This window comes from Olivibacter sp. 47 (genome assembly GCF_030372825.1).
Classification (GTDB): domain Bacteria; phylum Bacteroidota; class Bacteroidia; order Sphingobacteriales; family Sphingobacteriaceae; genus Olivibacter; species Olivibacter oleidegradans.
In genome coordinates, this window is record NZ_JAUCNR010000001.1 from 1,928,613 (window position 1) to 1,942,699 (window position 14,087).

General features: G+C 40.3%; 12 protein-coding genes and 1 tRNA gene. 5 read left to right on the top strand and 8 right to left on the bottom strand.

Translation table 11 applies throughout. The features are described from left to right. Positions 1-69: 69 nt before the first annotated feature. A complete protein-coding gene (locus tag QT327_RS08355) occupies positions 70-1,041 on the top strand; it encodes a bifunctional riboflavin kinase/FAD synthetase (protein ID WP_013663862.1) in 972 nt (323 codons plus the stop codon). 1,084 nt (positions 1,042-2,125) lie between these two features. Here QT327_RS08355 and QT327_RS08360 read toward each other — a convergent pair. The 6 genes from QT327_RS08360 to uvrA form a co-directional block, all read right to left on the bottom strand. Further along, complete coding sequence (locus QT327_RS08360) at positions 2,126-2,656, bottom strand: YceI family protein (protein ID WP_130858229.1); 531 nt, start codon at positions 2,654-2,656, stop codon at positions 2,126-2,128. A 60-nt stretch (positions 2,657-2,716) separates the two neighbouring features. Beyond that, positions 2,717-3,139, bottom strand: a complete 423-nt coding sequence (locus tag QT327_RS08365; protein WP_130858230.1) for an OsmC family protein — start codon at positions 3,137-3,139, stop codon at positions 2,717-2,719. 172 nt (positions 3,140-3,311) lie between these two features. Continuing rightward, positions 3,312-4,481, bottom strand: coding sequence for a trans-sulfuration enzyme family protein (locus tag QT327_RS08370; protein WP_013663866.1), 1,170 nt, complete (start codon positions 4,479-4,481; stop codon positions 3,312-3,314). A 168-nt stretch (positions 4,482-4,649) separates the two neighbouring features. Then, the gene (gene cobA / locus QT327_RS08375; RefSeq protein ID WP_130858231.1) at positions 4,650-5,459 is read right to left on the bottom strand and encodes a uroporphyrinogen-III C-methyltransferase; all 810 of its coding nucleotides are present in this window, start codon (positions 5,457-5,459) and stop codon (positions 4,650-4,652) included. A gap of 255 nt (positions 5,460-5,714) precedes the next feature. Then, on the bottom strand, positions 5,715-6,152 hold the full coding sequence (locus QT327_RS08380) for an RrF2 family transcriptional regulator (protein ID WP_013663868.1): 438 nt from the start codon (positions 6,150-6,152) through the stop codon (positions 5,715-5,717). A 70-nt stretch (positions 6,153-6,222) separates the two neighbouring features. Further along, entirely contained in the window at positions 6,223-9,018 is a 2,796-nt protein-coding gene (gene uvrA / locus QT327_RS08385) for an excinuclease ABC subunit UvrA (RefSeq protein WP_130858232.1), read from the bottom strand. A 269-nt stretch (positions 9,019-9,287) separates the two neighbouring features. Between uvrA and QT327_RS08390 the strand changes: the two genes are divergently transcribed. Continuing rightward, complete coding sequence (locus tag QT327_RS08390; RefSeq protein WP_013663870.1) at positions 9,288-9,875, top strand: RNA polymerase sigma factor; 588 nt, start codon at positions 9,288-9,290, stop codon at positions 9,873-9,875. 23 nt (positions 9,876-9,898) lie between these two features. Here QT327_RS08390 and QT327_RS08395 read toward each other — a convergent pair whose 3' ends face one another. After that, on the bottom strand, positions 9,899-10,864 hold the full coding sequence (locus QT327_RS08395; protein ID WP_289552590.1) for an App1 family protein phosphatidate phosphatase: 966 nt from the start codon (positions 10,862-10,864) through the stop codon (positions 9,899-9,901). A 53-nt stretch (positions 10,865-10,917) separates the two neighbouring features. Here QT327_RS08395 and QT327_RS08400 point away from each other — a divergent pair, with 53 nt between their 5' ends. Both QT327_RS08400 and QT327_RS08405 read left to right on the top strand, forming a co-directional pair. Then, the gene (locus tag QT327_RS08400; RefSeq protein ID WP_130858233.1) at positions 10,918-11,820 is read left to right on the top strand and encodes a diacylglycerol/lipid kinase family protein; all 903 of its coding nucleotides are present in this window, start codon (positions 10,918-10,920) and stop codon (positions 11,818-11,820) included. A gap of 168 nt (positions 11,821-11,988) precedes the next feature. Then, positions 11,989-13,347, top strand: a complete 1,359-nt coding sequence (locus QT327_RS08405; RefSeq protein ID WP_013663873.1) for a Gfo/Idh/MocA family protein — start codon at positions 11,989-11,991, stop codon at positions 13,345-13,347. Positions 13,348-13,453: 106 nt separating this feature from the next. Here QT327_RS08405 and QT327_RS08410 read toward each other — a convergent pair. Next, positions 13,454-13,527, bottom strand: a tRNA-Met gene (locus tag QT327_RS08410). A 106-nt stretch (positions 13,528-13,633) separates the two neighbouring features. On the opposite strand from QT327_RS08410, the gene QT327_RS08415 reads away from it, so the two are divergent. Beyond that, the gene (locus tag QT327_RS08415) at positions 13,634-14,011 is read left to right on the top strand and encodes an START-like domain-containing protein (RefSeq protein WP_013663874.1); all 378 of its coding nucleotides are present in this window, start codon (positions 13,634-13,636) and stop codon (positions 14,009-14,011) included. The last annotated feature ends 76 nt before the right edge of the window (positions 14,012-14,087 follow it).

The window sequence follows — 14,087 nt, forward strand, 5'->3', positions numbered from 1 at the left end:
ATTTGCTGCTAAAGTAGAATGCTTATGAGGTAAACAGCAGATTCATGATAAAAAAACAATTTATTGCGGATGAAAATATATAGAAACATTGAAGATTTTATACCATTGGACAATGCAGTGGTGACGATTGGAACCTTTGATGGCGTTCATATAGGACATCAGAAAATTATAAGCAGTTTAAGAGAATATGCGCAAAAGATAAACGGAGAAACGGTACTTCTTACCTTTTTTCCTCATCCAAGGATGATCTTGCATCCGGATGATGATAGCTTGCGTCTTATAAACACCATTGAGGAAAAAGCCGATCGACTAGCCGAAAGTGGAATCGATCACCTGATTATCACGCCGTTTACACGGGATTTTTCCAATCAATCGGCAGAAGAATATATTCGCGAAATTCTGGTCAGTAAAATCGGCACTAAACGGATCATTATCGGTTATGATCATCATTTTGGGAAGGACCGCAAAGGATCACTGGTCGATTTGCTAAAATATGCAGAACAGTACCATTATTCGGTACAAGAGATACCGGAGCAAGACATCAATGATGTGGCTGTCTCATCGACGAAAATACGCGAAGCACTCATTATTGGCGAAATTGCCACTGCCAACAAGTACTTAGGTTATCCTTTCCACATTACAGGAAAAGTGGTTAAAGGACAGCAGCTAGGCAGAACCATTGGATACCCCACCGCTAATATCGAAGTTCCGGAAAGCTACAAATTAATTCCTGCTTATGGTATTTACGCAGTACAGGCAACCCTTATTGAACATGCGGAGATGACTACGGGAGAATATATACCGGCAAAAAAAGGCCCTACGTTAAAAGGTATGGGATATATCGGAACACGACCCACTGTAAGAGGTGTCAACCGAAGTATAGAGATCAATTTTTTTGATCTTAACGAAGATTTATATGGCAAAACGCTTCAAATACAATTTTTACACTTTGTGCGTCACGATCATAAATTTGATAGTATTGAGGCAATGACGGCGCAATTGGCAGAAGACGAGAAGAAAATAAAAGAGCTGCTTGCTTAATTTCTCCAATATTAAATTTCCGGATGAAACTTCATATCGATAAGAACGAACAAGAAGCTATTGAAAACGCCATTGCACATTGGGAAGAGAACAGCCTGATTGACAAAGAAACGGCGGACAGACTTAGGCACTCGTACGAGGTGAAGGGCTTCGACTGGAGACGTCTAGCACAATATTCATTTTGGATTGCACTCTCTTGTATTGTACTGGCCTTCCTGTCCTTATTTGTCGATCAGGAGATTCTTCAACTTTTGTCAACGCTATACGAAACACCCAATATCATTATTTGCGTGTTTTGCGCTTTGCTTTCATTTTTATTTTATTACCTGGGTTATTTCAACAAAAAACGACATCCAGAGAAATTATTTACCAATGAAAGCTTAATTGTGTTGGGTGTATTTTCTACGGCTACTTTCATTGGCTATCTGGGCAAGGTTATCGACAAAGGTGACGGGATGTATTCATTCTTATTTTTATTGTCTATAGTCATTTATACCGTTCTTGCTATACAGCTTTCTTCAAAAACTATTTGGGCTTTTATGTTGATCGCACTAGGTATATGGTTTGCCACCGAAACTGCTTACCACAGCAATTGGGGATTTAAATTTTGGGGAATGAATTATCCATTGCGCTTTACCATATTTGGAATACTACTAACAGTTTTCACCTTGGTTCTGCATAATAAATGGGCAGCTATTAGAGGCTTTAAACAATTAAGTTACATCATGGGAGTATTATATCTCCTTATTTCCTTATGGTTGCTATCAATTTTCGGAAACTATAGCGATTTAGACAAATGGGCAGCTACCAAGCAATATCATATATTTTATTGGGGAGTACTCTCAACGGTCGTTTGTTTAGCATTTGCTTGGTATGGTCTCAAAAAGAACGATATTATCGCCCGTGAATTCGGCATCATCTTCCTTCTAATTAATCTTTATACGCGATTCTTCGAATATCTATGGGACAATATAAATCGAGCGATTTTCTTCTCTTTGCTCGCCTTATCCTTTTGGCTTATCGGACGAAAAGCCGAAAAAATTTGGAGTGGAAGCTTCCTAAAAAGAAGGACGTCCCACCCAAATTATGATTGTTTAATAAATTGCAGATTCAATACGATTTTCACTTCATCTCCAACCACTACGGATCCAGCCTCCGTCAAATCATTCCATTTCAGCCCAAAAACCTGTCGGCTGATCTTAGCGGTTGCTTCAAAGCCCGCTTTTTGATTACCGTACGAATCTTTAGCAGTACCGCCAAACTCTACTTCAAACTGCACAGCCTGGGTATGTCCTTTGATCGTTAAATCGCCTCTTAACAAGTATTCGTGGCCTCCTTTTTTTTCAAACGAGCTTGACTGAAAGGTCAACTCAGGGTAATTCGCCGTATCAAAAAAATCGGCTGATCTGAGATGTTCATCACGATCCTTCATATTCGTATCAATGCTATCAGCATCAATTATAAATCTAATCGTTGCATCAGAAAAATCCTCGCTCGTTGCCTCAATTTGTCCATCAAACTTATTAAAGTTACCCGCAACCGTGGAAATAACCAGATGCTTTACCTTAAATTGCACTTCTGAATGCGCCGGATCAACTTTCCATATAGAAGTCATAATATGTGTTTTTATCACAGAAAACAATAAACACCGTAAAATGTTTAGGTTCAACTAACACTATACAGCCTCAGTTACAATCTCATATGTAATTTGTACGCCACCTGCTACCAACATATCGTGTACCGAACAATATTTCTTTACTGCTAGCTCTGCTGCTTTCTTGGCCTTCTCGATGTCAATACGCCCTTTTAACTTGAATAGTAGATGAATATCGGTAAAAACGGCCGGGATCGCATCTTTTCGTTTTCCATCAACCTCAATTTTTACATCCTCTATTTCCTGCTTTTGTTTTTTCAGGATATTTATAAGGTCGAGTGCACTACAAGAACCCAAAGCCATTAACACCAGCTCCATAGGGCGTGCACCTAATGCCTCACCACCAATTTCCGGAGAGCCGTCAATATGGACTTTTACATCGGTGGATGCACTTTCACCTTCAAAATGCACCGCCTGGTTTAGCCTGTTTAGTGTTACTTTCATTTTCTTAGCTCTTAGCTTTCAGCCATCAGCTGCCAGCTTTATTTCGTTATTATTCCTGTTAATTAATGATACTTTCAGTATCAAGCAATGCATACAAAATTTTGCTCTAAGCTTTAAACGGTATTCCATTCCTCGTTTAAGGTCGAGCTCCGACCTTTTCGAAAGCCGATAATTATTTGCTGCCGTCCAAAGCCTGCTTCAAATCGACCAAAATATCGTTGACATCTTCCAATCCGACCGAAATACGAACGGTTCCCGGATAGATACCGATTTGTTCACGCTCCGCATCTGTTAATTTTGAATGTGTCGTAGACGCCGGATGCGTTGCAATCGTACGTGAATCGCCCAAGTTAGAAGTGATCAAGATCATCTTCAAATTATCGAGAAAACGTTTAGCACGTTCAAAGCCACCTTTAATGACAAAGGTAACAATGCCACCTCCAGCCTTCATTTGTTTTTTGGCCAACTCATATTGCGGATGTGAGGGCAAGAAAGGATAGCGAACAAGGTCGACCTCATTATGCGACTCTAACATGCCCGCTACTGCCAACGCATTATCACAATGGCGGTCCATACGAAGCGCCAGGGTTTCAAGACTTTTTGATATAATCCAAGCATTGAAGGGTGACATAGACGGCCCGGTGTGCCGAATAAAAAACATCATCTCGTCGATCAACTCCTGTTTACCTACAACAATCCCGCCTAAAACACGTCCTTGTCCGTCCATGTATTTCGTGGCAGAATGGCTTACTAAATCAAAACCATATTGTATCGGCTTTTGCAGATAGGGCGTCGCAAAACAGTTATCTACATTTAATATAATATTTGGATATTTTTTTTTGAAGGTTCCTAACCACTCTAGGTCTACCAATTCCAAGCCTGGATTTGATGGCGTTTCCAAAAAAATCATCTTCGTATTAGGCTGAATGGCTTTCTCCCAATCAGCTGGATTCTTCGCATCTACATAAGAGGTGGTAATGCCCCATCGTGGAAATAAAGTCGTAAACAGTTGATGAGTAGAACCGAAAACCGATCTACAGGCCACAATATGGTCTCCGTTTTTCAGCAGTGCAGCGAAAGAGGCAAAAACCGCCGCCATTCCGGAAGAAAAGGCTAAACCGGCCTCTGCTCCTTCCAGCTCACAAACTTTTTGTATAAATTCGTTCGTATTTGGATTAGAATACCTAGAATATACAATACCTTCTTCCTCGCCGGCAAATACAGCGCGCCCTTGCTCGGCATCATCAAAAATAAAACTTGAGGTTAAATATAAAGGTACAGAATGCTCGCGATTCTGTGAACGTTGAGTTTGACTACGAATTAATTTACTTTGTTCTTCCATTCTATTTCTATTGTCGACTCAAACCTACCATAAAATTCACTTAGTTAGAAACTTTTATTTTAATTGTTTTGTAATAAACAAAGTCGGAACGCATCAAAAAAGCGTTGATCCGTATATGAACCAACGCCTCATAAAAAACAACCAAATCTATAGGGAAATATAAAAAACTTAATACAAATTTAAATCCTGTTCCAGGAAATTTAATATCCGTGAGAAATCTTTATGCAAAGCAACTGCCTGACCAAATACTAATAGGACCGGCCCTGTGTTATCAATGGATACTTCTTCTGCAACTTCCTCTATTGTATTGACGACACCAATGGCCAGTCTTTCATTTTTCATTGAGCCGTTCTGTATAACGGCCGCCGGCAACCGCCCCTTACCAAGTTTTTTATAAATCGATACGATTTCAGGCAATTGCGCAAAGCCCAATAACACGACAACAGTCGCTCTGCTTCGCGCAGCTTCCTCAATCTCCCAATTAAACGAACCATTACTATCGGTGGCGCTTAAAATCCACAAACTATCACTGTTTCCCTTATGGGTAACGGGGATCCCCTGCAAACCGGGCACAGAAATGGCACTGCTTATTCCGGGTATAATTTCCGTTTCCACGCTGTACGATGCCGCATATTCCAACTCTTCATACCCCCTTCCGAAAACGAAAAGGTCGCCTCCTTTCAATCGGACCACATGTCCAAAATTTAGCGCATAATCAACCATTAAGCGATTGACTGTTGTTTGCGAAAAGTTTTCGTCTCCTGATGGATTACCAACATAAACGCGGGTTGCCTCTTTGGGAGCGTAGCTTAATAATGCTTCGTCCACTAACGCATCGTATATTACGACATCCGCTGTTTTAAGTGCTTTAACACCTTTTATGCTAATCAAATCGGGATCTCCCGGGCCTGCGCCTACCAAGGTGATTTTTGGTTCGACATATACCTTCTCAAATTCGGGATGTTGCTGCCTTTCCATATATTGCCTCCTATTTATATCAAATTAAAAAAAAAGCCTCTGCAGGTTACTGAAGAGGCCTCTTGGAAATCTACACGCCCTCTCCTAACTTGTTAATAAATAACACATATTCTTCATATTTTTACAGATGGAGCGTTTCATATTTTCAAAATTAAAAATCAACGAGACAAATATATATAAAATATACCAATTTAGTAGTCTTTTTTTATTAAAATATTTATTTTGACGTTAAACTATTGGTTATCAGTCCATTAATTACAAACCTAAAGCTAGATTCTCTTCACGCTTAATAATATCGGCAATGCTGGTATCATTCAAAATCTGTAACATCGCATTTCTAACATCTACGAAAGTATCTCTGATACCACAAGTTTCTTCGGTTTTGCATTCGTCACATCGCCTATAAAAATTCAAGCTTACGCAGGGTAGCAAGGCTATAGGGCCGTCGGTGAGTCTGATAACTTGCGATAAGCGAATGTCTTCCGGATCTTTGTTTAAACTATATCCTCCGCCCGCTCCCTTTTTGCTATACAATATACCCGCATTTCGCATTTCCAGTAATATTTGCTCAAGAAATTTCTTCGGAATGTTTTCCTCTTCAGCAATTTTTAAAATCTGCATCGGCTCTTTCCCGTAGTTCTTTCCCAGTACAATAAGAGCTTTAATGGCATATTTTGATTTTTTCGACAGCATATTATTCCTTTGCTTTTTGTAAAATTACGAATTTTCCTTTAGTAATAAAGGTCAACAATCCTCTATGCAATCACATATGTGCTTTGAGAAACTGACCGGTATAAGACTGCGAATGTTTGACAAGTTCCTCCGGTGTTCCTTCAAATACAAGCTCTCCACCCTTCTCTCCACCCTCCGGCCCGATATCTATCACCCAGTCGGCACATTTGATGACATCCATGTTATGCTCAATGACTAAGATGGTATTACCCTGAGCAATCAATGCATCAAATGACTTCAATAACTTTCGAATATCGTGAAAATGAAGCCCGGTAGTAGGTTCATCAAAAATAAAAAGTGTATTCTTACTGTTGTTTCCCTTCACCAGAAACGAAGCTAACTTAATACGTTGTGCTTCCCCTCCCGACAAGGTATTCGACGATTGGCCGAGCTTCACATAACCTAACCCTACATCCGCCAGCGGTTGGATTTTATTGAGTATCTTCGCTTGTTTGCCGAAAAAAGTCAAAGCTTCTTCTACCGTTAATTCCAGTACATCATAAACATTCTTATCTTGCCAAGTTATATCCAGCACCTGTTGTTTAAACCGTTTACCTCCACAAGCCTCACAGGTAAGATAAATATCGGCCATAAACTGCATTTCAATTTTCACTTCCCCTTCTCCTTGGCAAACATCACATCGTCCTCCTTCTACGTTAAAAGAGAAAGCCGCTGGCTTTAACCCCGCAGCTTTTGCAGCTGGCTGACTACTATACAGCGCTCGTATATCGTCCCACGCCTTTACGTAGGTTACCGGATTCGATCTCGAAGACCTCCCTATCGGATTCTGATCTACCATCTCGACACGTTCAACAAGCTGAAGGTCTCCATCCAAACCATCAAAAACACCGGTTTGCTCGCCGGAATAATTACCGGTCGCTTTCTGCAAAGCAGGATACAATATACGCTTCACCAAGGAAGTTTTCCCCGAACCAGACACACCGGATACTACCGTAAAGGTATACAACGGAAATTTCACGTCAATCCCTTTCAGATTGTTCTCCCGAGCACCTTTTATCTCTACAAAGTGCTGCCACTTCCTTCTACTACTCGGTATACCAATGGCCTCGATTCCGTTTAGGTATTTTCCGGTCAAACTCTGCTCGTCCTTAAGAATCTCTTGATATGTTCCCGAAAAAACTAGCTGCCCACCATGTACACCCGCTTCCGGACCAATATCAATAAGGTAATCCGCAGCCTGCATCATTTCTTCTTCATGTTCTACCACCAAAACAGTATTGCCAACATCACGTAAAGATTTAAGCACCCCGATTAGACGTTGGGTATCGCGTGGATGTAAACCGATACTCGGTTCGTCTAAGACATATATGGAACCCACCAAAGAACTTCCTAAAGAGGTTGCTAAGTTAATCCGCTGTGATTCGCCGCCCGAAAGTGTGTTTGAAAGGCGATTCAATGTTAAATATCCTAACCCCACTTCCGTTAAAAAACGCACGCGGTTCTTTACTTCTATCAATAACCTTTTTGCAATTGTCTCCTCGTGCTTATCTAATGATAGATTGTTGAAGAAATCTAACAAATCATCAAGAGGCATAAGCACCATATCGGTAATTGATTTCCCTCCTACTTTAACATAGGCTGCATCTTTACGTAGTCGGGTTCCCTTACAATCCGGACAATCCGTCTTCCCCCGATAACGTGATAACATAACTCGGTATTGAATTTTATAGGTCTGCTCTTCCAATTCTTTAAAGAAATCATCCAAACCTCTAAAATATTGATTCCCGCTCCACAAGACTTGCCTTTGTTCGGGCGATAAATCTTTATAGGCTCTATGCACCGGAAAGTCAAATTTTATGGCCACTTTAACAAATCGGTTCAACCATTCTCCCATTTTCTCTCCTCTCCAGGGAGCGATTGCTCCATCGTATACCGATTTGCTCTTATCGGGCACTACTAAGTCGGGATCTATCCCGATCACTTTCCCATACCCTTCACACCTGCTACAAGCTCCATAGGGATTATTAAAGCTGAAAAAGTTAGGAGTCGGTTCTTCAAATGCCATACCGTCTAACTCAAATCGATCACAGAAAAAATGTTCCTTTTCTCCATCATCAATATAACAGTCCCCCTTTCCCTCAAAGAAGGCCGTCTGGACTGAATCAGCAATTCTACTTAAAGTTTCGTCTTCTTGATTCACACGAATACGGTCAATAACGATTCGTAAATCACCTAAGTTGACACTGCTATTAGCAACCTTTTTATCTTCGATTAGGGACTCGATTTTCTCAATTCGGCCTAAGTACTCCACTCGAACAAAACCCTTTTGGAGCAAGACGGCTAATTCTTCTTTTAGTTTCCGCTGATTATGAGGATGAAGGGGGCTTAAAATCGTTATTTGTGTATCACTAGGCAGTGAGGACACAAAATTTACTACATCTGTAACGCTGTCTTTTCGCACTTCTTTTCCTGATATGGGCGAGATGGTCTTTCCTATACGGGCAAACAATAACTTCAAATAGTCATAAATTTCTGTTGATGTTCCCACTGTAGACCTCGGATTACTTGTAATTACTTTTTGCTCAATGGCAATTGCCGGGGCAATTCCTTTGATGTAATCTACCTCCGGTTTATTCATACGCCCCATAAACTGTCTAGCGTAGGAAGATAAGCTTTCTACATACCGGCGTTGTCCCTCTGCATAAAGTGTATCAAAAGCCAGGGATGATTTTCCTGAGCCCGACATACCTGTGATAACTACCAACCTGTTTTTCGGTATGGTTACATCAATGTTTTTTAAATTATGGACGCGTGCGCCTTTGATAAGTATATGAGATTTTGCGTTTGAATCAACCTTTTGTGCCATGTATACCTCGTAATTTGCTTTTTTTAAACGATTTCCGCCTCTTCGTTACCTACGTAAATCGAGCGTACAAAAATACAGAATAAAGAAACAACAAACGATTTTCATATTTTTTCTTTGTTTTTCTAAAAAAAATGTTTTGCTTTGAAAAAATTTATTAATGTATCGATTGGGTTAAACCGATGGCTTACTTAAATTTAGGAGGACTGCTATAGAGGAAAAAACTACTTAACATACTTTTTTATAACAAAAAAAAGACGAAGTAGCATAGCATGACACTGCAAAAGAAAACTGACCGACAACTAATTCATTTGTATTTAGCCGGAAATGAGGCTGCAATTGAAGAGTTAGTACATCGATATAAATCAAAAATTTACACTTCCATTTACTTATTGGTAAAAGATCCTTATTTAGCGGAGGACCTTTTTCAGGATACTTTCATCAAAGTTATCAGTACGCTGCAAGCTGGGAGATATAATGATGAAGGCAAATTTCTCCCCTGGGCCATGCGAATCGCGCATAACTTGGTGATTGACTATTATCGTAAAGAGAAGCGTACGCCCCTTATCGCCAATAGTGATGGATTTGATATATTCGACGTATTGCCGTTCTACGATGAAAGTACTGAAGAGCGTATTATCAGACAGCAAACACATAAGGATCTTAGGAAGATGATCCAATTATTGCCTGATGATCAAAAAGAGGTGCTGATTATGCGCCATTACGGAGATATGAGTTTTAAAGAGATTGCAGAAGTAACGGATGTTAGTATAAACACGGCATTAGGGCGCATGCGTTATGCGTTAAACAACCTCCGCAAGATGATATCAACATCTGAGGTCGCGTTAAAAACCGGTTAATTCTTCCATATCGGTTTGGCATATTAAACCGATGGAAACAGCATGTTTATAGCCTCTCGATTGGTATTAAATAGACAGGTTTGAATTTCTGTTTCTTGAAGATTTTTAAAAAGCTGCAATGTTATTGCGGCTTTTTTAGGTTTTATGTTCCTTATATAAATAGCGGCTATTCGATCAGGATGATCTTTAGCGAGTGCGGCATATATGATTGGATCTCTTTGTGAATTGTCGCCGATTAATACAAATTTCTGCTTAGGAAAAACGCGAAGCAGCCTACTGATTCTTCTGTATTTATCATCATGCCCTGTTTTTCCTGTTTTAAAAAAATCGAACCAACGCTTAAAATGGCTTAGCAAAAAGGAGCCATGTGGCAGTTTATTGTGAGCAAAAATACTTTGGAGATAATCATATAAATTCCATTCACTGCTTGATACATAAAAAAAAGGATTTAAGTGACGCATTTCAGTTCCTGATCGAGACAATAAATTGTACCAAAGGACATGATCTGAAAAGAGTTTTCTTCGATGGGCATTCTTAATCAGTAGTTCACGAAGACGCCTTAACACAGTCGCCGAATGCGATATGAGTACGGTATCATCGATATCCGAAACAAATACGTACTGTGTCGAATGCGGCACATAAACCTTGCCCTGTGTAAAGCCATGCAATTCCTCCTTACCGACTAATCCAATTTTCAGGTCATGTAGTCCGGGATCTAAATGGATGTCTGAGGCCCATTTAAACTTAAAAAAGCCATCCGGTTCCGCTATCGTTTCGATTACCTGATCATAAAAATGCAATCTTAAACGAACACTACCTACCGGGCGTACGAAAAACAGCTTCAATAAACTAAGGGTATGCTTCCAACCATCCTTTGAAAAATCACTCGCCTTTTTTGGTTTACGCTTAAGGACATGTCCATAAACCACTAAGTTTTTACTATGGCCATATCCATTGTATATTTTTATTTCAACTGATGTACCCATCATCCATCAAACATATAAAACAGTTATTGGTTTTATAGTTGTCAACACAAATATGAATGAACATAACTGCTTCCTTAAAACTATATGTCCTTATCAATAGAGGATCCGGTAATCAGCAAAACGACTTCGAGGAAGTTATTCGGGATTTCTACCGCGGTACGCATGTACTACATTTCTTCACGCTTTCAAAAACATCTTCCGTGGAAGAGATTCGTCAAGATATAATTGCGTTTGGCCCTCATCGGGTTCTTGCAGTAGGTGGTGATGGAACGGTTAAGTTGGCAGCCGAATGTCTGCTCGAAACAGATATTCCGCTCGCCATTATACCAACCGGCTCCGCGAATGGCATGGCTAAAGAGATCAACCTCAAAAACAACCTCAAAGCAGCACTCGAATTAGCCGTAAACGGTACTCCAAAACTTATTCATGCTTTAAGGGTCAATGGGGAATTTAGCATTCACTTGGCGGATATAGGCATTAATGCACGCATTGTCAAAAAATTCCAATCCTTGGATGAACGAGGCATGATAGGCTATGCCAAGGCTGCATGGCAGGCTATCAAAAGACACAAAAAAATGCATGTTACCGTTAACGCTCAAGGGAAAAGTAAATCGCGAAAAGCCGAAATGGTGGTAATAGCAAACGGCACGAGCTATGGAACAGGTGTAAAAATAAACAAAACCGGTTCCCTATTTGACGACCAATTCGAGATTGTTATTGTCAAGTGGTTTTCCGTTTTGGAACTACTAAAAATGTGCTTTAGCTTCAAGACTCAATTTAATCCTTTTAAAACCGAAATTATACCTACCAACTATGCGAATTTAACTATAAGAGAAAATACGTCTCTACAGGTAGACGGCGAATATATTGGGAAGGTTAAACAGGTAGAGGTTCAACTTATAACTGATGCTGTACTTCTCGTCTGCAATAACGAAAAATTCAAATCAGAATACGCCTAAACAAACAAATATCGGGCGCATTGATGTTTCTTTCCGGAACAGTTGTCTGAAGCTCCTGATGATAAACGTCCTATTACGATACACACATTTTACCAATTCTTTGATGAGAACTAGTTAAAAAACATTAACTTCACTCCTTTCCTCATTAGAAACAATAAACCGAAGATTATGGCTAATTCGAATCTGAATCGTAGAGAATTCATTCAAGGCGCTGGCGCTGTTTTAACATTGTCTGCATTACAAGCTAAAGGGCTAACTTTTGCGGGTACTGCCAATAAGATGCAGGTTGGTTTAATTGGAGCAGGTTGGTATGGAAAAAGTGATCTCTTCAGACTCATTCAAGTAAGCGACATTAACGTTGTTGCAATATGCGATGTGGACAGCAATCATTTAAAAGAAGCCGGTAAATTGATCAGTTTAAGGCAGACTTCTAAGAAGGTTCCCGCATTGTACCGCGATTATAGGAAGATGTTAGCAGATCATAAATTGGATTTAGTTCTTATTGGTTCACCTGATCACTGGCATGCCCGACAAGCTATTGATGCGATGATGTCAGGCGCGCATCTCTATTTACAAAAGCCTGTTAGCGTTGATGTACTTGAAGGGGAGGCAATACTGAGTGCCGCAAGAAAATATAACAGAAAAGTACAAATAGGCACACAGCGAAGAAGCACTCCTCATTTGATTGATGCGAAAGAGAATGTAATCAATAAGGGCTTGCTTGGCAAGATATCTCACGTAGAGATGTGTTGCTATTATCATATGCGAAAGAACGGGAATCCACCGTTAGAGCCCGTTCCCGATTTCCTCGATTACGAAATGTGGACGGGCCCGGCTCCTTTACGTCCATATGACGGTTTGCCGCATGGAAGCTGGTGGAGAACCTTTATGGAGTATGGAAATGGAATTACAGGAGATATGTGCGTTCATATGTTTGATACGGTTCGTTGGCTATTACAACTTAGGTGGCCGAAACGCATCAGTGCAACAGGGGGAATTTACGTTCAAAAAGAGGGAAAGTCAAACATCGCAGATACGCAAACGGCTATTTTTGAATACGATGAATTGAACTGTATATGGCAACATCGCACCTGGGGAAATCCAGCTGATCCCGAATATCCTTGGGCATTTGTTATTTATGGTGACAAAGGCACCCTCAAGGGAAGCGTTATGAAGTATGAGTTTATTCCAACCGGTACGGGCGATCGCATTGTAAAAGACGTGGTTTACGAAAAGGAAGAGTTTCCGGCAGACTTAAATGAGCCTCGCATTGAATTGCACACAGCGCCAGCTACCAGGCGGCACATGCTGAATCTCCTATCGGCTATTGAAAACGACCATCTGCCGGTTGCAGATATTGAAGAAGGGCACATATCAACCGCCAGTTGCATATTAGCTAATCTTTCCATGCATTTGAATCGGCCATTGACATACGATCCACAAAAGAGGATATGTGTTAACGATCCGGAAGCGACAAAATTGCTGAGAAGACCGTACCGAAGCCCCTGGCAACACCCTTACATTTAAACGATCCTGCAAATTGTATTTACCAAATAAAGGGCAACCATCTATCGGTATGCAGGCGTAAATGACATAAAAAAAGGAAACGACCACATTACGGTGTTTCCTTCAGTAGCGGGGAGCAGGATCGAACTGCCGACCTCAGGGTTATGAATCCTGCGCTCTAACCATCTGAGCTACCCCGCCATTTTTACCCTTTCTCGTTTGGGTTTGCAAATATAGTTTATTTTCCTTTTCTTTAGAAAAAAAGTTAAAAAAGTATTTTGGAACACAATTATTATCCTAAACCATTATGGCAGAAAAAAGGAAAATGCAGTTAGAGTATGAAATAAAGTCTTCTCCTAAAATATTATACTCATTTATAAGTGAGCCAAATGGATTAGCGCAATGGTTTGCCGACGACGTTATATATCGAGATAACAAATATCATTTTGTATGGGATGACGAAACGCACCCGGCCAAGCTGTTGGCAGCTCGCGAAAACAAAAGCGTAAAATTCGCTTGGTTGGATGACTCCCCCTATTACCTTGAATTAGAGATTTTACAGGATGAATTAACAAACGATGTGGCGCTCGCCATTACCGACTTCGCTGCCGAGGAGAATGAAGCTGAAAGAAAACTAATCTGGAACAATCAGATTAAATATCTTTTAAGTGTGCTTGGCGCATAAATTTCGTACCTTTGTGAAAGGTTTCGCTTCAATCTAACGAGAGCGAGAATAGATGGAGAAAGATTATTGGCTTTTA